21 protein-coding genes are annotated in these 25,660 nt (G+C 42.5%); 6 read left to right on the top strand and 15 right to left on the bottom strand.

From position 1 onward, the window contains the following. Positions 1-2: 2 nt before the first annotated feature. The 5 genes from rlmB to AC1XUE_RS08150 all read right to left on the bottom strand — a co-directional run bounded on the left by rlmB (position 3) and on the right by AC1XUE_RS08150 (position 4,879). Positions 3-779, bottom strand: a complete 777-nt coding sequence (gene rlmB, locus AC1XUE_RS08170; protein WP_483355445.1) for a 23S rRNA (guanosine(2251)-2'-O)-methyltransferase RlmB — start codon at positions 777-779, stop codon at positions 3-5. After that, on the bottom strand, positions 755-2,047 hold the full coding sequence (locus tag AC1XUE_RS08165) for a GWxTD domain-containing protein (RefSeq protein WP_483355444.1): 1,293 nt from the start codon (positions 2,045-2,047) through the stop codon (positions 755-757). Before AC1XUE_RS08165 ends, rlmB begins: the two co-directional genes overlap by 25 nt. 73 nt (positions 2,048-2,120) lie before the next feature. Then, the gene (locus tag AC1XUE_RS08160) at positions 2,121-3,011 is read right to left on the bottom strand and encodes an SDR family oxidoreductase (RefSeq protein WP_483355443.1); all 891 of its coding nucleotides are present in this window, start codon (positions 3,009-3,011) and stop codon (positions 2,121-2,123) included. Between the two features lie 19 nt (positions 3,012-3,030). Continuing rightward, a complete protein-coding gene (locus tag AC1XUE_RS08155) occupies positions 3,031-3,849 on the bottom strand; it encodes a crotonase/enoyl-CoA hydratase family protein (protein ID WP_483355442.1) in 819 nt (272 codons plus the stop codon). A 109-nt stretch (positions 3,850-3,958) separates the two neighbouring features. Then, on the bottom strand, positions 3,959-4,879 hold the full coding sequence (locus AC1XUE_RS08150; RefSeq protein WP_483355441.1) for an aspartate carbamoyltransferase catalytic subunit: 921 nt from the start codon (positions 4,877-4,879) through the stop codon (positions 3,959-3,961). Between the two features lie 432 nt (positions 4,880-5,311). Here AC1XUE_RS08150 and AC1XUE_RS08145 point away from each other — a divergent pair, with 432 nt between their 5' ends. Then, the gene (locus AC1XUE_RS08145) at positions 5,312-5,758 is read left to right on the top strand and encodes a transcription elongation factor (RefSeq protein WP_483355440.1); all 447 of its coding nucleotides are present in this window, start codon (positions 5,312-5,314) and stop codon (positions 5,756-5,758) included. Between the two features lie 11 nt (positions 5,759-5,769). Here the strand turns inward: AC1XUE_RS08145 and AC1XUE_RS08140 are convergent, their stop codons facing one another. Then, on the bottom strand, positions 5,770-6,483 hold the full coding sequence (locus AC1XUE_RS08140; RefSeq protein WP_483355439.1) for a YebC/PmpR family DNA-binding transcriptional regulator: 714 nt from the start codon (positions 6,481-6,483) through the stop codon (positions 5,770-5,772). 184 nt (positions 6,484-6,667) lie between these two features. On the opposite strand from AC1XUE_RS08140, the gene AC1XUE_RS08135 reads away from it, so the two are divergent. Beyond that, entirely contained in the window at positions 6,668-7,126 is a 459-nt protein-coding gene (locus AC1XUE_RS08135) for a GNAT family N-acetyltransferase (protein ID WP_483355438.1), read from the top strand. 762 nt (positions 7,127-7,888) lie between these two features. On the opposite strand, the gene AC1XUE_RS08130 is transcribed toward AC1XUE_RS08135, so the two are convergent. Then, positions 7,889-8,209 carry a heavy metal-binding domain-containing protein gene (locus AC1XUE_RS08130; RefSeq protein WP_483355437.1) on the bottom strand — a complete coding sequence of 107 codons (321 nt, stop codon included), beginning with the start codon at positions 8,207-8,209 and terminating at the stop codon, positions 7,889-7,891. Between the two features lie 234 nt (positions 8,210-8,443). Between AC1XUE_RS08130 and AC1XUE_RS08125 the strand changes: the two genes are divergently transcribed. Together AC1XUE_RS08125 and AC1XUE_RS08120 are read left to right on the top strand one after the other, a co-directional pair. Next, the gene (locus AC1XUE_RS08125; protein ID WP_483355436.1) at positions 8,444-9,016 is read left to right on the top strand and encodes a nitroreductase family protein; all 573 of its coding nucleotides are present in this window, start codon (positions 8,444-8,446) and stop codon (positions 9,014-9,016) included. A 1-nt stretch (position 9,017) separates the two neighbouring features. Further along, positions 9,018-10,001, top strand: a complete 984-nt coding sequence (locus AC1XUE_RS08120; RefSeq protein WP_483355435.1) for an ABC transporter ATP-binding protein — start codon at positions 9,018-9,020, stop codon at positions 9,999-10,001. Between the two features lie 2 nt (positions 10,002-10,003). Here AC1XUE_RS08120 and AC1XUE_RS08115 read toward each other — a convergent pair whose 3' ends face one another. The 7 genes from AC1XUE_RS08115 to AC1XUE_RS08085 form a co-directional block, all read right to left on the bottom strand. Then, positions 10,004-12,517, bottom strand: coding sequence for a DUF5686 and carboxypeptidase-like regulatory domain-containing protein (locus AC1XUE_RS08115; RefSeq protein WP_483355434.1), 2,514 nt, complete (start codon positions 12,515-12,517; stop codon positions 10,004-10,006). Positions 12,518-12,570: 53 nt separating this feature from the next. After that, on the bottom strand, positions 12,571-13,209 hold the full coding sequence (locus AC1XUE_RS08110; protein WP_483355433.1) for a SanA/YdcF family protein: 639 nt from the start codon (positions 13,207-13,209) through the stop codon (positions 12,571-12,573). Positions 13,210-13,362: 153 nt separating this feature from the next. Continuing rightward, complete coding sequence (locus AC1XUE_RS08105; RefSeq protein ID WP_483355432.1) at positions 13,363-16,125, bottom strand: DNA gyrase/topoisomerase IV subunit A; 2,763 nt, start codon at positions 16,123-16,125, stop codon at positions 13,363-13,365. Between the two features lie 159 nt (positions 16,126-16,284). After that, a complete protein-coding gene (locus AC1XUE_RS08100) occupies positions 16,285-16,938 on the bottom strand; it encodes an NUDIX hydrolase (RefSeq protein WP_483355431.1) in 654 nt (217 codons plus the stop codon). Positions 16,939-17,132: 194 nt separating this feature from the next. Then, a complete protein-coding gene (locus AC1XUE_RS08095; RefSeq protein WP_483355430.1) occupies positions 17,133-18,710 on the bottom strand; it encodes an NAD(P)/FAD-dependent oxidoreductase in 1,578 nt (525 codons plus the stop codon). Positions 18,711-18,912: 202 nt separating this feature from the next. Then, complete coding sequence (locus AC1XUE_RS08090) at positions 18,913-21,351, bottom strand: outer membrane beta-barrel protein (protein ID WP_483355429.1); 2,439 nt, start codon at positions 21,349-21,351, stop codon at positions 18,913-18,915. Positions 21,352-21,616: 265 nt separating this feature from the next. After that, entirely contained in the window at positions 21,617-21,961 is a 345-nt protein-coding gene (locus AC1XUE_RS08085; protein ID WP_483355428.1) for a DUF6249 domain-containing protein, read from the bottom strand. Between the two features lie 199 nt (positions 21,962-22,160). Here AC1XUE_RS08085 and AC1XUE_RS08080 point away from each other — a divergent pair, with 199 nt between their 5' ends. Both AC1XUE_RS08080 and AC1XUE_RS08075 read left to right on the top strand, forming a co-directional pair. After that, complete coding sequence (locus tag AC1XUE_RS08080) at positions 22,161-22,712, top strand: RNA polymerase sigma factor (protein ID WP_483355427.1); 552 nt, start codon at positions 22,161-22,163, stop codon at positions 22,710-22,712. A 26-nt stretch (positions 22,713-22,738) separates the two neighbouring features. Then, positions 22,739-23,260 (top strand): hypothetical protein, encoded by a 522-nt coding sequence (locus AC1XUE_RS08075; RefSeq protein WP_483355426.1) that lies wholly within the window; start codon positions 22,739-22,741, stop codon positions 23,258-23,260. On the opposite strand, the gene AC1XUE_RS08070 is transcribed toward AC1XUE_RS08075, so the two are convergent. Beyond that, positions 23,252-25,603, bottom strand: a complete 2,352-nt coding sequence (locus tag AC1XUE_RS08070) for an ABC transporter permease (RefSeq protein WP_483355425.1) — start codon at positions 25,601-25,603, stop codon at positions 23,252-23,254. The genes AC1XUE_RS08075 and AC1XUE_RS08070 overlap by 9 nt on opposite strands. Positions 25,604-25,660: the final 57 nt, after the last annotated feature.

Here is a 25,660-nt window from a genome sequence, read left to right as displayed (position 1 = left end):
ATTTAAATATTTGCCAAGCGCTGCCTTACTGCTTCATAAAGAATAATTGAACTGGCTACCGCCACATTCAGGGACTCTACTTTTCCGTTCAGAGGAATTCTGGCCCCGCTGTCTGCCAATTGGATGAATTCTTTGGAAATACCGTCCTCTTCCGAACCCATGATAATAACTGTGGGGACAGAAAGGTCGATTTCATACACAGACTTTTCTGTTTTTTCTGTACAGGCTATGATCTGTAATCCACTATTACGAAGGTAAAGCAGCGTTTCGTAAAGATTTGGTTCTCTGCAAATCGGAAGAAAATTCAATGCTCCGGAAGACGTTTTCATAGCATCCGCATTAATCTGTGCCCCTCCTTTTATAGGTACAATAATACCTTGCACACCAGCGCATTCAGCCGTACGGGCTATGGCTCCAAAATTTCTTACATCTGTAATCCTATCCAGTAAGAGGAAAAATGGAACTTTACCATCCTCATAAACCTGCGTAAGCACGTTGTGCAACGGCATATACTGGATTGGAGAGACAAAGGCGATAACTCCCTGATGATTCTTTCTTGTTACACGGTTCAGTTTTTCAACCGGAACACGCTGATAGGGGATACCAAGTTCTTTGGCGAGCTTTTCAATCTCAGCCATGCCCAGCTCTCTCTGAATAAATAACCTTTCGATCTCCTTTCCTGAGCGAAGTGTTTCAAGTACCGACTGTGTACCAAAAACCATATCCGCCTGGGATGGTCTTGGTGCGGGTTTTCTTACCGTATAGTTCCGTTTCTCCATGCTTCTACCATTGGATACCAAATTGGCTGATATTCGGCGTACCGAACCAGCTCGTAGTGGTCATCCACAAATTGATTGTTTCTTCTGTTAAATGTAAAATTGACGTTCTGAGCATTACCGCGGCGTTCGTAGGTCCAAACCTCACGGTCTTTGCTGCGCTGCACCTTATCTGGTGAACCGAGAACAATATAAATCATTCCCTTATCGGTTTTCCATCCTTCTTTATAAGTAGTAAAAAGCGTATTTGCTTCTTCCACCCGTGTATAGAAAGACTTGATCGACTGACGAGCAACTTCCTCATTGCCGTTCATCAGGTTAAGCCAATATTTATCGAGTGCTTTTTTGAAATCCTCGGCCTTTTTGATGTCAGCGATTTCTGTATTCGTACTCATGTAAAGCAATGGTCCCAACAACATTTCCGGTTGCGTTGTTTTAGGAAAGCGCTCATTCACGATAAGTATCCCCATCCCTTCAGATTGTGTGGTGTCTGAAAAGATATTATAGAGCCCTTCTTTGGTAAATCTGATGGGCTCATTCGTCTTGACAATAAAGGTGCTATCCACCTGCAATGACTTGGCTGCTGATTTTTGAGGAGCCGTATTCATAGGAGAGCCTGCAGGGTCGAAGCTGTGTTTATAGTAAAACACATGCAGCTGATCAGCGTTATCGTTTGCCCTTTTGATTGTAAATTCTTCGTTGGTATTAATATAATGGCGCTGCAGAGGCTCAGAACTTGCAGAAGTATAAATGCCATACAGTTCGCTGGTTGACTGATTCTTAAAACGAATGGTAAGATCGTTTAATACTTTTTTCAAAGTGCCGGTCTGGCTGATCTCACTCAGCAATACACCATAGTCTTTATTGGGACTTTTTACATCAAAACTGATGACGATTCTGTTGCCGACTTTACTGACATTGGAATTAGTAAGCTTTACATTACCATATCCCAGTCGGTCGCGTGCGCCATAGTCAGAGTAAATGACATAATTGAGATTATATATTCTAACGAAATCGTCAACCGAGATACTATTTTTCCCACGATAGGCATCTACATACAAGTATACTTTTACCTGAGTCGTGTCCCTGATCAGATATTTACTTTGGATAGATACCAAGGAAAGCTCTTCGCTGGAAGCAGGTGCGGCAGCCTGTTCAGATGCATATACCTGAGCTTCAGGAAGAGATTTACCAACCTGACCTGACGATACACAACCAGCAAAAACAATTGCGGCGAAAAAAGACAGATATACTCCTAAACTATTTTTCATAGAGATGTTTTCATCATTTTCTCAAATAACGAACGAACAGGCAAAATTACCCAATAAAACCGGAAGAAAATTATTATTCTGATTTCTTACTGTTCCTGTTGGCATTTTTGATCTGGTCTTCTATCGCATCCCACTGATCATCAGTTACATCTTTGAGGAAATTAAACTGACCGGCAGCCAATACTTCGCCACCGTCAAGGGTAATGACCTCTCCCGTCATATACGCAGAATAATCGGACATCAGGTAGGCGGCCAGGTTGGTTAATTCCTGATGATCGCCCACACGCTGTAACGGGATCCTGTTTTCGAAAGCGAATTGTTTCGAAAGTTCTTCCGGGAACAGTCGGTCCCAGGCTCCTTTGGTAGGAAATGGCCCGGGTGCAATGGCATTCAGCCTGATTCCATGGTCTGCCCATTCAAAAGCTAAAGATTTTGTCATGGCCAGAACACCCGCTTTCGCCATAGCAGAAGGCACTACCCAGCCAGATCCTGTCCATGCATAGGTTGTTGAGATATTAAGAACGGTTCCTTTTATTTTGTTATCAATCCAGTATTTTCCCAGGGAAAGGGTGAAATAGTACGTACCTCTCAATACGATGTCAACAACCACATCAACAGCTTTGTGGGAGAGACGTTCGGTCGGACTGATAAAATTACCAGCAGAGTTATTTACAAGGCCCTCAATACTACCGAACTTTTCAATAATCAGGCGGATTACCCTTTCGATCTGCTCAGGTTTACGTACGTCGCAAGCCAAGGGTAAAATGTTCCCACCGGTTATTTTTTTAAGTTCTTCTGCTGTGTTTTCTAGAACTTCCAGTTTCCGGCTGCAGATCACGACATTGGCACCCAGTGTCAAAAAATAAGTAGCCATGGATTTGCCGAGTCCGGTTCCGCCGCCGGTAACGATGATTGTTTTGTTTAATAGTGCCCCGTCGCGAAGCATTCCTTGCTGGTGAAGCATAATGTTTCTTTTTAGTGTTTTAAGATTTAAAGAAGGGAATGCGCCCTTCCTGCTTTGCCATAAATATCTCTTTCAAATCTTTTGAAAGTAATGTAGCCGCGTTCCAGGTAGCTACATAGTTCAGTCCATCGGAAATGGGATGATCTCGACTGTAATTAAGTACATGTTTTGTTCCGCGTACCGCCAAGGGAGATTTTTCAGCAATCATTTTCGCAATAGCATTTACAGCGACCATCAGTTCGTTTTTGCTGGAATAAGTCTTATTGGTCAAACCTGTTTTTTCGGCTTCTTCGGCTGTAACGTTTCTTCCCGTGTAGGCAAGTTCGCGAACGAGGCCATGAGGGATAATACCGGGAAGTCGCTGTAAAGTACCGAGGTCAGCCACCATGCCCATGTCCACTTCTTTGATGGAAAAATAGGCGTCTTCGCTGGCATACCGTATATCACAGGTACTTGCTATATCCAGTCCCGCTCCGATACAGCCACCTGATATTGCAGCTATGACGGGCTTGGAGCAATCTTCAATGGTAGTAACGGCTTGCTGTAACTCCACGATCTGCTTCCTTAATTTTTCATTTTGATAGCCAGCTCCAATGGATGATGACTGTGTGATTTCCTCCAGCAGGCTCAGATCAATACCCGAACAGAAGTGCTTCCCCTCTCCGGAAAGGATGATTATTCGAATGTTATTGTCTTCGTTCAGTTCAGTGAAAATACGCTTTAATTCTTTCCAGGCTTCGGCATTGAGCGCATTCGCTTTTTCAGGCCTGTTGAATGATACGGAGGCAACATATGGAGTCTCAGTATTAACCCGAAGTGTATGATAAGCATGATTCATAATTCCAGTTATTTACAATGTTATGCGTGCATACTATCATAAATATAGGAATAATATCATCCTGCTTAGGATTTTTAGTGATAAAATACCAGAATGAAGCTACTTCTGTCTATTGTTGTGCAAGCAGATAGAGTACTGCCATACGTACGGCAACTCCGTTTTCTACCTGATCAAGGATAATCGAATGTTTGGAATCTGCAGCGTCAGAGGAAAGTTCGACGCCCCGGTTAATTGGCCCAGGATGCATCAGTACAATGTCCTTGTTCAACTCATCGAGCATATCCTTATTGATACCGAAATAGAGAGAGTATTCACGGAGAGACGGAAAGTATTTGATCTGCTGTCTTTCGAGCTGAATACGCAATACGTTGGCAACATCGCACCATTGAAGGGCTTCTCTCACATCGTGCCCGATCTTTACACCCAGATCGCCCAGGTATTTAGGGATCAAAGTGGATGGGCCGCAAACCATTACTTCCGCTCCTAATTTTTGTAGGCAAAAAATATTGGAAAGCGCTACACGTGAGTGGGTGATATCACCAATAATGGCAATTTTCTTCCCGAAAAGATCTCCGATTTTTTCTCTCATGGAGAATGCATCCAGTAAAGCCTGCGTCGGGTGCTCGTGGGTACCGTCGCCGGCATTGACCACATTGGCGGAAATGCGGGAGGAAAGATAGTGCGGAGCACCAGGACTGCTATGTCGCATGACGATCATATCCACCTTCATAGCAAGAATATTGTTGACAGTATCAAGCAATGTTTCTCCCTTTTTAACTGAACTTCCTGATGCAGAAAAATTGACTACGTCAGCAGATAAGCGCTTTTCAGCAAGTTCGAAGGAAAGTCTTGTACGGGTGGAATTCTCAAAAAAAACGTTGGCAATGGTAATATCCCGAAGTGAAGGGACCTTCTTGATCGGCCGATTAATGATTTCCTTAAATTGAGTAGCAGTCTCTAAAATTGTTTGAATATCATTCTCGTTCAGGTTTTTTATTCCAAGTAAGTGCCGGACCGAAAGTTTTGTCATTGCTAAATTTCAAGAAGTTTGGCAAAGATACTAAGGAAGGGGGAATGAGAAAATTGAAATTGGATTTAATTCGTCAATATAAGTAAGTCTGAGTTTCACTGTTCAGATAATCCGTTGATTTTTAAATGTTTTAAAAGAGTAGTGGTAGATATTTGTAAAATGTGCATTTTTTGGCTTTCCTCGGAAAAATCTATTCTTACATCAACTTTATACTTTTTAAGCGCAGTACTGCATATTCTGAATAAAGCATGTTCATGTTAATCATGAATGTCTGATGTTTTTGTAAATGGGTCAAAACAATCAGGTAAAAATGTATCTGACATGCTCGGTCATGATCAGGATTTACGTCATCATAGCTATCTTTGAAATCTGTCCCAGACTTTTGCCGGGATAGAAAATGTCATTACGATATCAAGAATCATATTAGAAGAAATGGACAAGTCGGGTTTGATCAGTTATGTGAAAGAGCTACTGGAGGAAAAAATGAAGGTGGCCTGGGAAGCCATGGAAGCAGCTCAGGAATCGGCTAACGACCAGGGTAAAAGCTCAATGGGGGATAAATATGAAACATCCAGATCTATGGGGCAACTCGACCGTAATATGCATGCGCGGCAATATGAGCAGGTGAGGGTTGAGAGGACAACACTCGAGCGAATCGGTAACACGCAGGCGCCGGAAAGGGGAGCTGTTGGTTCGTTGATGAAAACAACAGCCGGCTGGTTCTTTATATCTGTAAGTCTGGGAGTTTTGAAGTTTGAAGATGAAACCATCATAGCAGTTTCATCTTCATCTCCGGTAGGGGTTTCGCTATTGGGTAAAACCGTTAACGAAAAATTCAGGTTTCAGAACAAGGAGCATACTATTATTAAAGTGATATAGGTGCGACCTTATTATGCCATGTTATGGAAAACGCGTTGTACGTCGTCGTCGTCCTCAATTTTTTCTATCAGCTTCTCTACTTCTGCAATTTCTTCATCAGAAAGCTTTTTCGTGTCACTCGGAATTCTTTCGAAATCAGCTTCGATAATCTCAAATCCGTTTTCTTCCAGATAGTGTTGTAGGTTTCCAAACGCCGTAAATTCTCCGTAAATGTTGATCTGATCTGTTTCTTCATCAAGAAACACTTCTTCTCCGCCGTGATCAATCAGTTCAAACTCCAGTTCTTCGATATCTTTTCCGTTGTTTTTAACCTTAAATATACATTTACGGTCAAAAATGAAATCCAGCATACCCATTGTACCCAGGCTACCGCCAAGCTTGTTGAAATAGCTACGTACGTTGGCTACTGTGCGGGTTGGATTATCGGTAGTACTCTCAACAAGAATAGCAACGCCGTAAGGTCCATAACCTTCATACACCATTTCTTTGTAGTCTTCCTGATCTTTGGAAGTGGCTCTTTTAATCGCTCTTTCTACTGTATCTTTTGGCATGTTGGCTGCCCGTGCGTTCTGAAGCAGAACCCGAAGTCTTGCATTGGTATTGGGATCAGCAGTACCGCTTTTTACAGCCAGAACAATATCCTTTCCGATTCTTGTAAAGGTTTTTGCCATTTTGTCCCAACGCTTAAACATCCGGGCTTTTCTGTATTCATAGGCTCTTCCCATTTCTACTTTCTGATTAAAATGTTGTTTTTCTGATGATTAAGTGTCAATAACAACCCTTTTCTCTTTTTGAGATGTTCAATACGGTTTGGGGTATTGAGCGGTTATGTATAACTAGGGTGCAAATTTATAAAAGACAGTCAAAATCAGACATAAATAGTAATTTTTAAGCTATAATTTATTGAAAATGGATTTGAAGTTAAATTGGTCCGTAAAGAAATTTACAGAGTTCAATGTGCATGAATTATATGAAGTACTGAGGCTCAGGAGTGAGGTATTTGTTGTAGAGCAGAACTGTGTTTTTCCGGATATGGACAATAAAGATCAGTTCTGTGAGCACCTGTCAGGATGTAGGGAAGAGGTTTTGTATGCTTATGCCCGTATTGTTCCTCCAGGAATCTCTTACGAATTTGCTTCGATCGGTCGCATCGTCGTATCACAGGCCGGCAGAGGTGAAAAGCTGGGCAAGGAATTGTTAAATACGGCAATTGGCAGAATTGAAAGTGTATATGGCCAAGTACCGATACGGATAGGTGCGCAGTTATATCTTAAAGCATTCTACGAATCCTTCGGGTTTTTGCAGACCAGCGATGTATATCTTGAAGACGGGATAAGTCATATTGAAATGACCAGAAAAAGCTTATAAAATGTGATGTAACATAATGTGGAAGCTTTTCCCAATTTTGCTGAATTAGTATACAAGAAAAAACACTGATTACGCTTAAAATTGAAAGATGTAAGGATTATACGATTAAAATGTAGTACTTTAACTACATTTGATTTACATTTTCACTTCTTCATTTGTGTATTCCAAATAAGTTTAATACTTTGGCACAGAATTTTAGTTATTAGTATTCAGTCAAGCAAATTGTTGCTTTGGAACTGACGCCCGTCAGAACTCCATTCAACTTTTTTGACGAACACTGATAGAGGAGGGTTTACGTGGAATGGCTTACTGTAATGCGGTAAGCCATTTTTTTGTGCCTACGTGGTTGGTTCAGGTTGGGATATGCGTTTTTTCTAAACTCTCAAATTCAGTACATACCCCAGTTATGGTAATTATCCTATTCCATTACGACGATTGAAAATGCCCTTCCGTTTGATGTAACTTACCATCAATGAAGAACGAATAGACAGAGTTGGCTCTGAAGAAAAATGATGGTAAGAATTCAGATTAGCAGAACAAAGGGTGTAGTAAGTATCTGTGTAAGGCTTAGTTTAGCTAATATGTTCCATCATGAATTTTCTCAGAATTTTGTTGACGCAGCCTTTTCCTGCTTTTCAACAAGGATGTTCTTCACGAAGTGATTCAATAAGTGAATAGCATAAAGTTACGGGTCTACGGATCATGCGTAGTCCACTTGTATATAATGGGTATTGCTCAGATCTTTCGACAGGTACTAATCTTCTACTCTATTACCACAGCAGTTCCATTGGAACTGACCATGAGCATGGAGCCACCGGTCCCTATTGTTTCGAAATCCAGGTCTACGCCTATGATGGCGTTAGCTCCCAGCCGATGCGCCTGATCCATCATTTCCCGTAGTGCAATGCTTTTTGCTTCTCTGAGGCCCTGCTCATAAGAACCGGAGCGCCCACCTACTATATCGGTGATTTTGGCAAGGACGTCTTTCATGACATTCGCTCCTATAATAGCTTCTCCATTGACAAGCCCTATGTATTTAACGATTTTCTTTCCCTCAATATTAGGTGTAGTAGTAACGAGCATATACGTGGAGTGAATAGTTTGGTTAAGTTGCTTTTTTTTGATGCTGCAAGTTAGAATAATTTATAAATCCCATAAAATATTTCGTGGTCAATGGTATTTACGTTCGATCATTGGTATCATAACCTTATGAATGACCACATGAAAGTCAACGTTTAAAGCAAGGGAAACGTCACAGATCGACGATATTGTTTAGATTTGCATATACCACAGTATCTAATTAATAATGAGACTTTCATGAGTAATTCAATAGATATCATCAATGAGACGATACGTAATCGTCGCAGCATTTTTCCACCAAGCTATATTCAGAAGGAAATCCCCAAGGAAATAATTGATAACATACTGGAGAATGCCAATTACGCACCAACCCACAAACTGACAGAGCCATGGCGTTTCATGGTTTTCAAAGGTGAAAGCAAGCAAAAACTGGCAGCGTTTTTTATGGAAAGATATAAGTCAGTAACACCGGCTGAATCTTTTTCACAGGCGCGTTACGAAGCAGCTGGAGATAAAGTTGTAAAGTCCGACTGCGTGATTGCGATTAATATGGAAGTACATGCGGATAAGGTGCCGGAATGGGAAGAAACAGCAGCTGTAGCCTGTGCAGTCCAGAATATGTGGCTTACGGCTACTGCCTATGGTATAGGTTCATACTGGAGCAGTCCTGCTATACTTGATTTACTGGGTAAATTTTTGGAATTACCGGAAAATCAGAAATGTCTGGGCTTATTTTTCATGGGCTATCATGAAGCTCCGGCAGCACCAGCACGTCGTACCTCCATTGAAGATAAAGTGATCTGGGTCTGAAATGAAGAACAGGAAAGTTATACTTCAGGCATCCGGAATATCAAAGGGTTACAGTTCAATGCCGGTTTTGTCTGACATTGATATAGATTTGCATGCAGGAGAGTGGTTAGGCATTTTGGGTGAAAGCGGATCCGGCAAAAGTACTTTGCTGAAAATTCTGGGACGTTTTCTGGATGCGGATGCCGGTACTATTCGTTTCAGAGAAAGTGAATTACCTTCTGTAAGTAGTGAGTTGATGCCCGGGCACGACGCTATCAAACTGATTCACCAGGAATTTGAGCTTTTTCCTAATCAAACGGTAGAAGAAAATATTGCCTATTCTCTTCGCTTTTATGATCCGGGATATAAGACCGAGCGGGTAGTGGAATTGCTGGAAATCGCCGCTTTGGGTCCTGTGCGTGCACAGAAAGCAAAATTACTGTCAGGTGGAGAAAAACAGCGTACGGCAATTGCCAAGTCGCTGGCAGAACAACCGGACGTACTGCTTCTGGACGAGCCATTTGCGCATCTTGACAATCATAACCGGCGGGTATTGGCAGATGCTATAGAAGGCTTGCGCAAACAGCAAAAGATGAGTTGTGTTTTTGTAACGCACGAATCTGAGGATGCATTGGCCTGGTCAGACAGGATAGCGGTGCTCAGGGACGGGAAAATTATCCAGGTTGGAACACCTCAGGAGGTATATAATAAGCCTGTAAACAGTTACGTCGCCGAGCTAACAGGTGATATCAACTGGTTAAATGATCAGAATGCCGGTAAAAAGACCTTTATTCGACCAGAGAAAATCAGAAGAACAAAAGATCCGGAAAAAAGTAAGTGGTCCGGACAAGTAGTAGCGATTCGTTTTCATGGGAATCACTGGGAAGTACGGTGTGCCAACAAGCAGGGTGATCTGGCATTTTACCGGAGCAGAAAAGATTTGGAAATAGGAGATGCGGTATTTCTGACGTATTCGTCACGTGATGTGATGGTTGCCGGCGAATAATATTAAAGGTTGAACCAGAAGGAAATTTTAACAGCGAACGGCGTTACGTTTGGATTTTTCAAATAGGTGAGCCGGTGAACAAAATCTACCCGGCCTGCCTTGAAAATATTGTCGATGCCATAACCCAGTTCTATATAGGGTGTATTAGTCAGTCTGCTGAAAGTTGGGATATCATGTCCATCATTGTCAATAGAAGGCGTAAGAGAAAGGTTTGATTCGCTGACACTGCCATAGAACAGCTTTCCTGTAGCCAGCATCCGCCACTTGAGCTTCCTGATTGCCGGCAATCGGTTGAAAAGCAATCCTTCGAAGTTGTGTTCCATGCGCAGTACCACGTACTTGTCGCTGATGAATTCAAAGTATCTCATCATGTTGAAAGCATTATCAACATAAAATAAAGACTCATTGCCTAATGGTGTATATAACAATGGGTAGGGCAGGGTAGATGGGATATAACCCAATGTGAGATTATAATGAGTACGGCCAATGATACCTGCTCTAAAGCTATGTTTTACGTTCAACGAAAACTTCTGATAGTTAAAATCACCACCTAAAAAATTCTTCATGCCCAATGAATACCTGAATGTAAATGCCGGAGAATTGCCGTTTCCCATACTGATACGCTCATTATCATTTTGCAAAAACGTTTCCTTCCTTGCTAAACGGGTTTCGAAGTTGAGTTCGGTAATTTCAAATGAGCTGCGAAGCGGGGATTCTGTACCGACGACAGGGTTGGTTTTGTAAGTAAAAGGAAATAAGGGTCTGAAATTTCTGTGTTTCAGCTGTATGCTTCCCGTGAGACCTTTTACAATTTCCCGTTTAAAATACGCGGCAATATCTTCCTGCCAGTAAGCCCTACGAAAGGCGCCAAATCTTGAAAATGCGCCAAACAGCGTATTCGGTCCAATTGTTTCCGCCGAAACGCCAAGCCTTTCCAGATCTTTGGAATAGGATATGCCGGTCATGGTCCATGGTTTTCGGGAAATAATGCGGTCCATACCAACACCATACTTGAACGCGTTATCCCGCGTGCCATAGGCTCCATAGCCATTGAAAATCCATTTTCTGCTGAATCCCGTATCGGTTCTGAACCCGAGACGGAAACGATGTCCTTCTACTGCATTGTTGGCGTACAGAAAAAGGTAAGGTCCCAGATCAATATTCCATTTGTCCAGCTTCTTGTACCCATTTACAAAAATATTAAGGATTTCAGTATAGGTTTTTACAACCGGAAGCGATTTCAGTGAATCAACGAGCTGGAAACTGAGTATCTCTGCCGGAGTAAGTGATTCGGGCCGACTATTGCTCCAGAAAGTCGAGTCATGCTTCATGTAGTCTTCACGTAACTCAATACCTGTATCGTAAAATTTGCTGTTGAGTACGAGGCCAAGTTTGTAATCTGAATTGGATGAATAAAATTTCAGAAGCATGCCTGCTGTATTTTTGGTAGGCTCATCTACATCAATCAGGACCCTTGTTTTACTGGGAACCCAACGTTGAGCGGAATCTGCAAGTTCGTAAGATTGCTGAATCTTGATTTTTTCAATGAAATTCAGATTAGCTGCTTTTCCCACGTTCGCGTCGACCTGTGTAACGGCAAAGGTTTCTCCATCTATCCAGAACGAACCCGTGAAGGCAAGATCCTGTTCTCTTTTGGGTTCAAACTCTATATGGTAATCGTGCCCTGCACCATTCGTAATACTGTCGGCCAGGTAATATTCGTAGGTAATTTTCCAGCTGTCAGAAATGGGCGACGCAAAATCTTTTTCCAGTATATTAAGCCAATTGTTATAGAAGTTGTACTGTTGAAAAGATGAACCAGTAAGTTGGGAAACAAGGCTTCCATCGGTAAGTCCTACTCCGGAAACTTTCGTTTTCAGTATCACTTCTTTTTTTCTTTTCGGATCATTGCGGAAGTATACGTTTGAGACCGATTCTGAAATGAATAAAGGGATAATTGTTTCACCATTATCTCCTTTGATTTCGTCATATTGATCAACAATATGGGCCATTTTGTTGATAGCCTTACGTTTGCGGAGCTTATCAGACAAATTATCCATATCAATCTGAATTTTATTGTAGCTCTGGTATTGATAGGCACTTACACTTTCCGGATTATTCTGCCTTTTTGCAGCTATCACTTTTCTCATCACCGCGTAAGCCGGATTCTCACCTGCGAAGATTTTCACTTCTTTTAGTTGTTGTGCTCCGGGACTAAGTTGTATATCTATATTTTGTTCGGAGATACCAGGCTTGATAGCTTTTCCTCTCGTTTCGTAACCCACGTATGTGACAAGTATGGAATCGGCAGGTGGGGTATAGGGAAGTTGATAAAATCCGTCGAAATTGGTGGTGGTACCGGATAAGGAAGATTTGATGGCAATATTGGCAAATGGGATGGGGTCTCCCGAGGAGGCATCTGTCACTCTGCCTTTAATGATAAAGCCATTTTGTCCGTAAATACTTGTAAAACTCCCTGTTATCAATAAAATCAGGAAAAGTATAGCTTTATTCATTTAAAGGACGAAGTGTAGATGTATATCACCAAGTTACATAATTTCTGAAGTTTTTACTTTTTAAAAATTTCATTATTTGAAGTTACATCCGTATTCGGTCTGAGTATGTGTACATCCAAAACAGCCTTCGGGCGGGCAAGGTATTCACGAACCAAAGTACGAAGTGAGTATCCATCGGGTACATCCTGAGCCGCGAAGGATATGGCACTTATTCCTTCGTGTCGGGCAATATACAGCGCTCTGGCATTGTGAAAGTTCTGCGATATAACAGTAAAATTATCCTGATTAAAAACCTGCTTACAACGCACCACGGAGTCGAAGGTGCGAAAGCCGGCGTAATCAAGTGTCATCACATTCTCAGGTACACCCAGGTTAAGCAAGGCCTTTTTCATATCCAGTGGTTCATTGTAATAACGTGAATCGTTATTACCGCTCAAGATGATGTATTTGATTTTGCCTTCTTTAAACAACCGGGCGGTAGCTTCCATCCTATACTTAAAGAACAGATTTTCCTTTCCTTGTTCCGTCTTTTTACTCGTCCCTAATACCAACGCTACATCGTTGCTCGGTAGGTTATTAATAGAAAAAAAGTTGTAGGGACGTGTATAATATACCACCCAGAAATTACAGAGCAGGATGAAAATCAAGCTGATAAATGCTAAAAGTACGATAGCCTTGATCACATTTTTCACGTCTGAAACTAAGGATAGTATTAAAACTTAACAACCCTTTGCTGCTTCCTGGTTCGTTTTTGGATCATCTTCATGTACCAGTACGCAGGAAAAGGCGCTTTTTGTTGCCAATAAACAATAATATATCCTTGGCAACAAAAAGCGTTTCGTTTTTTATTCAAATAAGCCGAGTTGACTTTCAGGATCTGATTTCTTTTTGGATTCTTTTTTTGCCTTTACAGGCTTTGTGTCTTCGATCAAATCTGAAGCGTTTTCCTCTGCCGGAGCAAGATCCTCGGGTTGAGTCAAATCAACTGTTTCTTCTGCAGCTTCGCTTTCATCCGATTCTACTCCAGCCACAGTGTCAGCGTCGTCAGTTTCCATGGATTCCTGTGTCGTGATTTCCACTTCTGGCTGAGACTCTTCTTCCGCTGTTTCCGGCAGTGATTCAAGCCAACGTATGTCTTTGAATTTATCATGAGGCAGCTTTGTTCCCATGGCTTTCCAGCCACGAACATCCACCATTTCGCTGATCACGTATTCCTTTCCTATTTTGTCTCCCTCCGCAGGTTTAACCGGAAATACTTCGAGTCTCGGGTGTTTATCGGAACTAGCCAGCAACAATTTGGTATTTTTGCTATCGCTGATAAACAGGAATTTCTTATCCAGCGAAGTAGTCTCAATATTGAAACGCTTGATAAAATGCTGTTTCTGGGCACCGTCGTAATACAGTGCCGTGATGATCATTTTGGGATCGAACTTCTTAACCAATACTACATCGTTGGTAACATAATGATTGGTCAGGTCAAAGTTTGTGAGCTCGTAGGTGCCATCTTTGTATACAACCAATATATGGTCTGAGGATCCAAAATTGCCGAGGTACTCCCCGCGTTCATCCCGGTTTAGTCGGCCTATGATTGGATCAAACCACATGTCCACACCTCCTAGTGTTGAGCGACCAGCCTGTTTCAGGGTCAGTTTACGAACGGGATATTTGGTAAGGATGTTACCCATTGCACTACGGTTTTTGATCAGCAGATCAGCAAAATTGAAATCAAATTGTTTCACTTTTGCTTTACTCTGAGCCTGCAGATTGACAGTAATAATCTCTGCTTCCCCGTTATCGTTGGCAGTGAAATAGGTAATCTTGGATTTGGGTGTTCCCTGAGTCAAGTCATATTCCCGATCACGTGTAACCGCAGTAATCTGGAAACGTTTGATGTAGGATACACCTGTTTTTCCATCGACGTATATCAGATTATATACCTTCCTTTCATCATTTTTGACAAACACGGCACAGTGAATAATATCTTTCCCGACAAAAATCTTGTCCTGTGCTTTCACCACAACACACTTACCATCAGACTTGAATACGATAATGTCGTCAATATCTGAACAATCCATGACGTACTCGTCTTTTTTCAAGCCGTAGCCGACAAAACCTTCTGCACGGTTTACATACAGCTTCTGGTTGTTGGCAGCCACGATGTTGGCAGAAATCTGGTTAAAAGCACGGATTTCTGTTCTTCTTTCTCTGCCTTTACCATATTTCTTCAACAGTTCGCGGAAATAATCGATCGCAAAACGGGTAATGTTAGCCAGGTTGTCCTCGGTTTCTGCGAGTTCATCCTGCCATTTTCGCATTAGTTCATCAGCCTTGTAACCGTCGTATTTAGATATACGCTTGATACGGATTTCTGTCAGCTCAATAATATCATCGTCCGTAATCTCTCTGTAGAATTGTGGTTTGTAGGGATCAAGACCCTTGTCGATTGTGCGTATAACCGCTTCGAAGGTTTCGCACTCCTCAATATCGCGGTAAATTCTATTCTCAATAAATATCTTTTCCAGCGAACCATAAAGGATTTTCTCAAGCAATGCGAGCCTCTTAATCTCAAGCTCGCGTTGCAATAAAGCTACCGTTTGCTGGGTGTTGTACTTCAGGATTTCTGTAACGCCTACGAAATGTGGCTTGTCAGCAATAATGATACAAGCATTCGGAGATATAGACACCTCACATTCAGTAAATGCATAAAGCGCATCCATCGTAATATCCGGCGACACACCCGGTGCCAAGTGAACCTGTATCTCTACATCAGCGGCGGTATTATCCACCACCTTTTTAATCTTAATTTTTCCACCATCATTTGCCTTTACGATGGAGTCGATCAGTGATGACGTAGTAGTTCCGAAGGGTATATCGCGGATGACGAGCATCTTTTTATCCTCCTCTTCAATCTTAGCCCGAACTCTTACTTTTCCCCCGCGATGCCCGTCATTATAATTAGATACATCTATATGACCACCTGTGAGAAAATCAGGGTAAATCGTTACTTCTTTTCCCTGTAGAATTCCGATGGAGGCTTCAATCAGCTCGCAGAAGTTATGAGGAAGGATTTTGGTCGAAAGCCCTACTGCAATACCTTCAACACCTAAAGAAAGTAAAAGCGGGAATTTGACAGGTAAGGTTACAGGTTCTCTTTTTCTACCATCATAGGACAGCTGCCATTCGGTAGTGCTGTCATTGAAAACAATTTCCTTAGAAAACTTGGATAATCTTACTTCAATGTACCGACCTGCAGCAGCTCCGTCGCCGGTACGGATATCTCCCCAGTTTCCCTGGGTATCGAAAAGAAGTTCTTTTTGGCCAATATTAACAATCGCATCGTAGATAGATGCATCCCCATGCGGGTGATACTGCATGGATGATCCTACTACGTTAGCTACTTTATTAAATCGGCCATCGTCCATTTCGTTCAATGCATGCATGATCCGCCTCTGAACGGGCTTGAGTCCGTCTTCGATGGCCGGAACAGCACGTTCCAGAATAACATAGGATGCATAATCGAGAAACCAACTTTCGTATAAACCCGAGATGGGCAATTTTTCATGAAGTTCGCTGTCTTCTGCTTCTGGGGCAGATCCGTTTTCGTCCATAAATGAAGGAACAACCAGGGTTTAAGTTCTTAATTAAAAATTATTTTCTTGCCGGCTTTGCAGAAGGTTCAACGGATGAGTAAATAAGGATCTGTTGGTTGCACTCCCTTAAGATTATATTCATTCTCATCGCTAATATAGCAAATATAGCGCTTATTTTCACGGTTGAACACCCCGATCGGTACTGTTAATAACGGCCAGAAGTTCGCTAATCATCATTGCTGTTGCCCCCCATATTTTGTATCCATGAACATCATAATGAGGAGCATAAACCTGCTCACCACGGATTTGTAAATAACTCGAACCAACAATGCTTTCATCCGTTATTTCTGAAAGCTTCACTTCAAACACGTCCTCTACTTCCCTTGGATCTGGAAAGTAGTCGGGTCGATACGGTATAGATGCGATCACAGGCAGTACGTAAAAGTTACTCGGCGGAATAAACAGTTCAGTCAGGCAGCCCAAAATGCTCACATCTGTGAGCCGAAGACCCACTTCTTCCTGTGCCTCTCTTAAAGCAGTCCGGATTAGGTTTTCATCCGTCAGTTCATATCGTCCTCCGGGAAATGCCACTTGTCCCGAATGTACACCATCATAGGCCGGACGAAGTATCAAGGGGAAATAAATGTCTCCCTGATGAGGATAAAACAATATCAAAACAGCGCTTTTGCGGGTACGTAGATTCGGCTTAAAGCTGAGCCTCATTTTAGACGTGGCCTGCATGACCTGATGAGCGGACTCACCGGGCAGCGGATATTTCAGATTATTAACCAACTGTGTGGTAAATAAAGAAAATGCTCCTGCTGACGCCATAAACGGTTCCTTTAAAGGTGATGTAATGAATTGCTTCTTCACAGCGCTATTCCTGTGATATCTTAATTTGAGTTTCGGGTTATAATTTACACTATGAAATGCAAATATACTACTTTTTGAATTGATATTAAAGGTATCACAGATATGTATATATTTTGATACTTTCAGTGATAATATAGCAATTCAAGATACGGTCAGACTTTGGCATATAGTTTTGCCAGTTGCTCTGCACATCTTTCTCCGTCCATGGCAGCAGACATAATACCACCGGCATATCCAGCCCCTTCGCCACATGGGAAAAGTCCTTTTAAGATTGGATGCTCACAGGACTCGCGGTCCCTCGGAATGCGAACAGGGGAAGATGTACGGCTTTCTACACCGATCAGCTGTGCCTCATCGGAAAGGTATCCTCTCATTTTTCGTCCGAAATCGGAAAGTCCACTTCTTAAAGGCAAAGCGATATTGTCGGGCAATATATCGTAAAGGTCCACAGCCTGAAGTCCGGGCTGGTAAGAAGTTTCCCGCAGCTGTCCTGAGTTTTTCATTCTTACAAAATCGGTTACCAATTGAGCTGGTGCCGTTTGGGTAGCTCCTGCGATTTTACAGGCTTTTTTCTCCATTTCTTTCTGAAATTCAAGACCGGCCAGCGCGCCAAATTCGCGATAGGGCTCGATGTCAGCAGATTCAACCGCTACCACAATACCCGAGTTAGCAAAAGGGGAGTCGCGGCGGGAAGGAGACATCCCGTTTACAACCAACTCACCCGGAGCCGTTGCTGCAGGAACTATAAAGCCACCCGGACACATACAGAAAGAAAAAACACCTCGCTGTACTCCATTGTATCGGGTTTGGGTTACCAAACTGTAAGAAGCTGCAGGCAAATAAGGACCACGGTCTGTTTCGCAGTGGTATTGAATCTGATCGATTACTCTCTGAGGATGCTCGATGCGGACACCCATTGCAAATGATTTGTTTTCGATCAGTATTTGCTTTCTGTCCAGCAATTCATAAATATCCCTTGCAGAATGGCCGGTTGCGAGAATGACGCCTATACCGATGTGCTCGGTTTGATCGTCAGTAACGACACCCTTCAGGTTGTTTTGATCAACAAGCAAATCCGTTACCCTGGTATCAAAGTGGATTTCCCCCCCTGCCTTAAGAATACTCTCGCGCATGGCGGAAACGACTAAGGGAAGTTTATTGGTGCCAATATGAGGATGTGTGTCAATCAGAATCTGTTCGCTTGCACCATGTCCTACAAATATTTCAAGTACCCTTCTGATATCACCCCGCTTATTGGACCTTGTATATAACTTTCCGTCGGAATAGGTACCTGCACCACCTTCACCAAAACAGTAATTGGATTCGGGGTTGACTACATGGTCTTTGTTGATAGCAGCAAGATCACGGCGCCTGGCGCGTACGTCTTTTCCTCTTTCGAACAAAATCGGTTTGATACCAAGCTCGATCAGTCGGAGTGCTGCAAACATGCCGGCAGGGCCACATCCTACGATAATTGCTGCAGGACGGTTGCTTACATCCGCGTAGTTGGTGGAAAGGCTGATGAGTGAAGGCGGTGTTTCATTCACATATACTTCTGCCTGAATATTGACTTTAACCTGCCTGCTTCGCGCATCAATGGATTGCCTTGTTCTGCGGATAACAGGATTGTCGCCTTCACGAAGATTCAGTTTTTTGATGATAAACTGGCGGAAGTTTTCTTCATCCAGCGCAATTTCAGGCGCCAGAACGAATTGTAGTGTTTGTTGCATTGTGAAAGGGATTTAGCCTTTAATAAATGCAAAGGTACTTAATTTATGTAATTGCAGAAAACTGCTACAGGCAGCTTATTAGCCTTTCGGTAGTAAGCTGCCTGTTATTTTTTCCTCTAACGTTTAAAGGATTGACGTACTGCTACTGAGGTGCGCCGCGGCCGTGTGGTATTTGGAAATGCTCAGTATCATGGTTGTAGCACTAATTTTGCACGTCGTCGTTTTTGATTCCCCGTTTGTTTTTCTTAATGGCATCTTTCAATTTCCCAAACTTATAGTTGACGCTCACATTGAAAGACCGGAAATACTCTCTCCGGTAATCTGTTTGTTCGAAATCAGGACCAGAGGTATAGCGATAATTTTGGCGGAATTTCGTAAATGGATTGTTGACCGATGCGGAGAAAGAAAGTTTATCTTTAACAATATCTTTGTTGACACTCAATGAACTGAAAATATACGAATTTGAGCTTCCCTGTAAGTTGACGCTGGGACCGTTGTAATTAAAGTTCACGTTTAATCGCCAGTCTTTTTCGAAACGATATCCGCTAGACATATTGATCTGCGCCATGACTCCCTGGTTCGTTACCGGTAATGCATTTACCGTTCCGTGTACTTTTCCGTGTGCAGCTCTTGCGTTTACATTCATGTTCCAACGTTTGGTAAACGGATAATTCCAGCTCAGGTTAGCCATCAGGAGACGAGCAGTTCCGGTGTTATCGTAACTGAGTCTACTAATCTTTGTAGCAGGATCATATACAGAAACAAGGAAAATCAGATCTGTAAAAAATGTAGTTCCTACGCTAAAATTCAGAGATCCTTTATTCGCTCTGTTATAACCGAGCTGAAAGTCGTGAACCAGAGCCGGACGTAGATTAGGATTTCCGGTGCGTTCAAAGTTGGGGTTGGATCTGTCGACAAATGGATTGAGCTGATAAATACCTGGTCGCTGGATACGCTGTGAGTAACCGAAGTTCATGCTACTGTTGTGCTTTTTTAATTTTTTACTTACGGAAACTGACGGGATTACATTGAGATAATGCTGATCCAAGGTGGATTCTGTAGAAAGGAAATCAGCATTCATTGTGGTTTGTTCCAGGCGAGCCCCTGCTTTCACAGCCCAGCTTTTGAGTGTGTATTGGTAGGTATTATAAATGCCATACACATGCTGCTTGTTGGCGAATTGGTTACTGAAAGCAGGTACAACTTCGAAATCTGATGAATTGTTGCTAAACTGACGATACTGAAAATCACTCTTGTTGTCCCTGATAATGGCTTTTATACCTGCTTCAATACTCACTTTTTTGTAAGGATATATGTAGTCAACCTGAATCGTCTGTTCTGAGAAATGCTGATCGTTCAATTGGCGGTAATCCGGCAAAGGGTAATTGATACGGTCCGAAATTGCCAGATCAGCATTCTGATTGTTATCAAATCTGAAGAACCGGTAAGAAAATGTAAGGAGCCTGTTTTTGTCAGCCTTAAAACCTTTCTGGTAATTCAACGCAGCATCCATGCCGGTTCCATTTCCGGAGTTTCTGTTGTCGAGCTTGTATTGTTGCAAGATTTCTCCGGCGCCATTCAACTCAGACCACTGCACATTTGTACCGCTGGACTTGTTTCCGTTGACATTAATTTGTCCTGAAATAAGGTTGAGACTGTCTATCTCATAGCTTACCTCGTATCCTAAATACCCGCTCCGGCTTTTGGAAACAGTATACGCATCCTGCCAAAGATTGGTTGGTGTGCCATTATTTGTAATTCTGCTGATGCTGTTATACGTTTCCGGTATATTGTAAAAGCTTCCACCGGTCATTCCGGTCATGCCCCATTTTCCCAGTTTGGCAGATACGGATCCACCTATACCCGGACCGCCAACCGGGAATCGTTCATTGATATTGACCGATCCATTGACCCCACTATCTACTTTTTTGCTGGTAATAATATTGATGATTCCTGCCAGTCCTTCAGCGTCGTACTTGGCCGGTGGGGTGGTTATGACCTCAATACGTTCAATGGAAGAGGCAGGCATACTGCGCAAAATATCCTTATAGCTGCGCTCTACCATACTGGATGGTTTGCCATTGATCAGAATCTTAAAATCCGCGTTGCCTTTCAGGTAGATGTTATTGTCCGAGTCCAGTGACAGATACGGAACCTTGCGCATCATATCCAACACACTGAATACTTTGCTTTCGGGATCAGCCTGCAGATCATAGGTAATCCGGTCGATTTCCTGTTTGATGACCTGCTTGGTTCCGCTTACAATTACCTCCTTCAACCCAACGGTTTCAGATGTCATTAGAATGTTTCCTAAGACCAGTGAGAGATCAGCACTTCCTGAGAGATCAGCCTTTAAGACTTTTTTCTGGTAACCGACGCCTACGATCACTATCTCATAGCGCATTGGTTTAAGGTCAGAGAATAGAAAGCTGCCATCATTTTTTGTATAATCTACTTTCAGGACAGTGTTTTTATCCGTCATCAGATTGATGGTCAGAAAGTCAAGCTTTTTACCTGAAACAGAGTCTGAAACAGTGCCTGCGATATTGTAGTCTGAGGTTTGCCCTGTGGCTTTTTTCTGGAATGCAAGCAACGCCAGCAATAGCAGCATCAGCTGTGCAAGGAGCATAGGTATCTTCATTTTTTTTCATGGTTACGAACCTGAGGTTCGATGGCTAATAGATGCAAAAAGGCAATGCAATCCCGTTAAGAGGATTTTCACTCTTTCGGGCAATTCGGGAAATGAAGAACAGAATGGTTTTACCGGCCGGTAGTTAACGATCTCAGTTCATGGCTAATATCTTTGATAATCTCAGATCAAATATATAAAAAGGTACTTTGTATTACAAGGTACTATGTTAAATTTTTTTAGACAGGATAATTTGAAGTGTATTTGAGAAGGCAATTCATTCTTCCTGTTTACGGTCAAGCTGCCGCTCAATGATAAAGTTGATAATGAGACTAATACCTCCAAATAACAGGGTCATGGAAGAGAATGAGGTCCCCCTGCTAAGATCATAATATTCATGCAGAATGTCGCCGATAAGAATTCCCAAAGCGATTCCTACGAGGAGCATACCAAATTTTAGAGTAGGGGAGATTGACCTTTTGCCCGTGAATATTGAAGCATCTACATTTCTTTCGATCATGGCCATACGTTCGCGGTAACGGGTCATCATTAATACATACAATATGCCAAAAGCGGAACCTATTGCTGATACAGTAATGATGATGTGTTTGATGTGTTCCATTCATTTAAGTTTTAATTTCAGCCATATGACATTCGTTCGGGAAATTAGGTTACAGTTTTTTTGAAAAAAACAGAAAATAAAAATTTGAGAAATGTTGTAACCTGTTTTTTCAATTCGATGTCTAACCCATGCAGTCGAACAGTTGGTTTGATATAAGATTTTTGCAACATCAAGCTTTATATAGGGTTAATTACTCAGCATGAAACAATCGGAAGAACAGGTCTGGATCAGCAACGTCAAAAACGGAGACCCGTCTTCCTATTCATTTTTGGTGAACAGGTATAAAGATATGGCCTATACCATTGCATTGAAGATTCTGAAACGTCAGGAAGATGCAGAGGATGTTGCACAGGAAAGTTTTATAAAAGCCTATCAGCAGATTTATTCATTTCAGGGTCATGCTAAGTTTTCGACCTGGCTGTATACGATTGTTTACAGAACTTCCATATCCAAACTCAACCGGAACAGAATTCTGACGTTTTCGATTGATGAAAATTTGAATGAAGATGATGTATATGATTACTCGGATTCGCAACTTGATCAGTTACAGCATACAGAACGATCCGTTTTTGTAAGAAAAGCGATTCAGAAGTTACCGGAATCGGAGTCGTTGCTCATTACATTATTTTACTTGAATGAGAATACGATTAAGGAGATAGAAGAAATTACAGGCATGTCCGAGTCGAATATCAAAGTGAAATTATTTCGAGCCAGAAAAATACTGGAGAAAGAATTGCAGTTCTTATTGTGAGAGTTTTAAAAATCTGACTGATCGTAATGGAACAGGAAAAAGATGACATATTCAGAAAACTAATCCGGGAAGCTGGTACGGAATTGCCGTCGCCAGACTTCACCGGCATGGTAATGGCTGCGGTTCAGACTGAAAATCAGGAAGCGTTAGTCTTAAATGGTAAGCTGAAAGCGGTTCTTCAGGAAAATAATGTTGTGCAAACACCAGGTCATGATTTTATGCTCCGCGTGATGTCTCAGGTGGAGGTTCAGCAAATTGCCCGCCCGCCTGTTCTGGTTGTGAAGCCTATTATCAGCAGTCGAGTCTGGTATATGATTGCGGCAGCCTGTGTAGCCATGATATGCCTGACAGGATTTTTTTACTATGATCAGATAAGTATGCCTGAAACTGTTACGACCAAACCCCTCACAGATAAATTCTTTACGTCCGTAGCATCAGGAATGTTAGCCATGCCATCGGTCTATAGCATTTCCCTGATTGCACTCGGAGCACTTCTCGCAGTTGACTATATGCTCCGTGGAAGGCTTACCAGTAAGAAATTAATCTGATTTCAAACTTTTGACAGGATTTGTAAGCGCTGCTTTTATACTTTGAAAGCTGATGGTTAGCATGGCTACTACTATGGCAAGAAAGCCGGCCAATGCCAGCACCCACCATGCAATTTCCACTTTATAGGCAAATCCCTGCAACCATTTTTGAAGAGCAAACCAGGTAATCGGCATAGCAAGAACAATGGCGATCAATACCAGCTTTATAAAGTCGCGGGAAAGTAATACAGTGATATCCCGGACAGTTGCGCCCAATACTTTTCGGATACCAATTTCCTTGGTACGCTGTTCTGCTGTAAAGGAAGCCAGGCCTAATAGTCCGAGTGATGAAATCAGAATAGCTATACCTGCGAAAAAATTGAATAATTGTCCGGTTTGCTGTTCGGCTTTGTAGAGCTGATTGTATTCAGCATCCAGAAACCGGTATTCAAATGGATATTGAGGTATATATTGCTTCCATAATTTTTCAGCTTTGGCAATGGCATCGGAAGCGGACTTACCTGCAGTATGCACATGGATGACATGATGCTGTGTAGGTCTTGAAAACATCACCAGAGGCCAGGCAGGGATACGTATAGAGGTAATGCTGAAATCTTTGACAACTCCGGTAATCACGCCTTCAACGCCCTCATGACGAAACCGCTTTCCGATAGGATCTTTGATGCCTGCTTGTTTAACAGCTGTTTCATTGAGAATAAAGTGGGCTTCATCAGCTTTACTTCCATCAAAATTACGTCCTGCTACCAGTTGTATACCGAAGTTGGGAATGAAGTCTTTGTCAATTCCCATTTGCGCCATGATCAGCGTCCGGTTCTTATCTTTTCCATCCCAGTCTACTGCCGTGGTGCCACTCGATACATTAACGGGACTATCGGTGGAGGTGCTGATGGCCGCAATGCTGGTTTCAGCGGCAAGTGCCTGTTTAAATTGTTGAGTGAATTCACGTCCGGTGAAAGTAAATACATGTTCTCTGTTGAACCCTGGATTGCGTTCCCTTATAAAACGGAGCTGGCTTCCAATGACTAACGTTCCGCCTATGAGCATTGTCGCCAAAGCAAATTGTATGACAACAAGTGTTCTGCGCAGTCCGGAACCACCTGGCTGGCCCGAGCGGCTGCGAAGCATATGTATGAGATGGAATTTTGATGCTAGTACCGCCGGATAAATTCCCGCTATCAGAAAGCAAAAGGTTAAGGTCCCGATCAGTATTTGCCATGCCTGAGGATCGGTGAGAGAAAATCTACCCGACTTTCCTGTGATTTCAGAATAGAAGGGAAGTAGCATAAACACCAGTAAAACGGAGATCAGCAGCGCCAGGGCCAGCGTCATAGCCGATTCTACCAGAAGTTGTACTGCAAGCTGTTTTGATTGAGCTCCTACAACTTTTCTAACACCCATTTCTTTATTTCTCCTGGTGGTTCTTGCCGTAGTGAGGTTTACATAATTGATACAGCCGATACTAATCAATAATACGGCCACAATGCCTAGAATTTGTACCTGCTGCATAGCTCCCTCGTTGCCTTCAACAGATAGTAAGTGTATATCGGCAAGCGGCTGCAGCAGGTAATCCGGTGCATTTTTTTTGTCTTTTAGAATATTGGTTTGGAGATCTGTCAGCTTGGTCTCTACGGTTTGGGGCTTTGCTTCCGGTCGCAGTTTAATGTAGGTTCCAAAGTCATAATTGTCCCAGTCTGCGTCGGCAGATTGATTTCCAGCGAATTTTTTTTCGCGCGCCTGCATGTTTACACACATGTCGTAACGGAAGGACGAATTATCCGGAGCATCAGCCAGTACACCACTGACTGTATATCTGTCATTGGACTCAACTTGTACAAACGACTTCCCCATTGCATCGCTGGTTCCAAAAAATTTAAGAGCCAGCTTTTTTGTAATGACTACTGAATTTGGCTGGTCGAAGGGTTGACCAGCATTTCCGTGAATCAGGCTGAATCCGTTGAAAACATGGAGAAAGCTGCTATCTACGTAAATCAGATTATCTTTCTCCGTGAAGGTTTTACCGTTGACCAGAAATGTTCCTGACGGGAAATAACCCATGCGAACGACACGCTCAACTTCGGGGAGCTGCTGTGCTGCTGTATATCCGATGGGGCCGGGTGATGATGTTAATGTCATCTCTTCTTCTCCTTTGCCAAAATGGGTATTAAGCTGATAGATGCGTTCAGAATCAGCATGGAAACGGTCGAAACTGAGCTCATCCTTTACCCACCAGAAGAGTAGAAGGCTGACTGCCAGCACTACAGCCAATCCACCCACATTCAAAGCAGAATACCATCCACCGGCGCGAAAGTTACGAAATGCGATTTTGATATAGTTACGTAGCATGTTTTATGGTTCAGGTTTTAATGTCTGTTACGGAAATCGGGCTGAAAGTGTGGCAGA

It is taken from the genome of Dyadobacter sp. HNCC25DJ187 (genome assembly GCF_056895255.1).
Note: the sequence above shows the minus strand (reverse complement) of the source record. Positions and strands in the feature narration are given on the sequence as shown.

What these genes read in the sequence shown, in the direction of transcription:
- AC1XUE_RS08120 (WP_483355435.1), top strand. Translation starts at nt 9,018, where the DNA reads ATGAAGAACAGGAAAGTTATACTTCAGGCATCCGGAATATCAAAGGGT.
- AC1XUE_RS08115 (WP_483355434.1), bottom strand. Translation starts at nt 12,517, where the DNA reads ATGAATAAAGCTATACTTTTCCTGATTTTATTGATAACAGGGAGTTTT.
- AC1XUE_RS08080 (WP_483355427.1), top strand. Translation starts at nt 22,161, where the DNA reads ATGAAACAATCGGAAGAACAGGTCTGGATCAGCAACGTCAAAAACGGA.
- AC1XUE_RS08095 (WP_483355430.1), bottom strand. Translation starts at nt 18,710, where the DNA reads ATGCAACAAACACTACAATTCGTTCTGGCGCCTGAAATTGCGCTGGAT.
- AC1XUE_RS08075 (WP_483355426.1), top strand. Translation starts at nt 22,739, where the DNA reads ATGGAACAGGAAAAAGATGACATATTCAGAAAACTAATCCGGGAAGCT.
- AC1XUE_RS08100 (WP_483355431.1), bottom strand. Translation starts at nt 16,938, where the DNA reads ATGGCGTCAGCAGGAGCATTTTCTTTATTTACCACACAGTTGGTTAAT.
- AC1XUE_RS08125 (WP_483355436.1), top strand. Translation starts at nt 8,444, where the DNA reads ATGAGTAATTCAATAGATATCATCAATGAGACGATACGTAATCGTCGC.
- AC1XUE_RS08090 (WP_483355429.1), bottom strand. Translation starts at nt 21,351, where the DNA reads ATGAAGATACCTATGCTCCTTGCACAGCTGATGCTGCTATTGCTGGCG.
- AC1XUE_RS08105 (WP_483355432.1), bottom strand. Translation starts at nt 16,125, where the DNA reads ATGGACGAAAACGGATCTGCCCCAGAAGCAGAAGACAGCGAACTTCAT.
- AC1XUE_RS08135 (WP_483355438.1), top strand. Translation starts at nt 6,668, where the DNA reads ATGGATTTGAAGTTAAATTGGTCCGTAAAGAAATTTACAGAGTTCAAT.
- AC1XUE_RS08150 (WP_483355441.1), bottom strand. Translation starts at nt 4,879, where the DNA reads ATGACAAAACTTTCGGTCCGGCACTTACTTGGAATAAAAAACCTGAAC.
- AC1XUE_RS08140 (WP_483355439.1), bottom strand. Translation starts at nt 6,483, where the DNA reads ATGGGAAGAGCCTATGAATACAGAAAAGCCCGGATGTTTAAGCGTTGG.
- AC1XUE_RS08155 (WP_483355442.1), bottom strand. Translation starts at nt 3,849, where the DNA reads ATGAATCATGCTTATCATACACTTCGGGTTAATACTGAGACTCCATAT.
- AC1XUE_RS08070 (WP_483355425.1), bottom strand. Translation starts at nt 25,603, where the DNA reads ATGCTACGTAACTATATCAAAATCGCATTTCGTAACTTTCGCGCCGGT.
- AC1XUE_RS08130 (WP_483355437.1), bottom strand. Translation starts at nt 8,209, where the DNA reads ATGCTCGTTACTACTACACCTAATATTGAGGGAAAGAAAATCGTTAAA.
- AC1XUE_RS08085 (WP_483355428.1), bottom strand. Translation starts at nt 21,961, where the DNA reads ATGGAACACATCAAACACATCATCATTACTGTATCAGCAATAGGTTCC.
- rlmB (WP_483355445.1), bottom strand. Translation starts at nt 779, where the DNA reads ATGGAGAAACGGAACTATACGGTAAGAAAACCCGCACCAAGACCATCC.
- AC1XUE_RS08165 (WP_483355444.1), bottom strand. Translation starts at nt 2,047, where the DNA reads ATGAAAAATAGTTTAGGAGTATATCTGTCTTTTTTCGCCGCAATTGTT.
- AC1XUE_RS08145 (WP_483355440.1), top strand. Translation starts at nt 5,312, where the DNA reads ATGGACAAGTCGGGTTTGATCAGTTATGTGAAAGAGCTACTGGAGGAA.
- AC1XUE_RS08160 (WP_483355443.1), bottom strand. Translation starts at nt 3,011, where the DNA reads ATGCTTCACCAGCAAGGAATGCTTCGCGACGGGGCACTATTAAACAAA.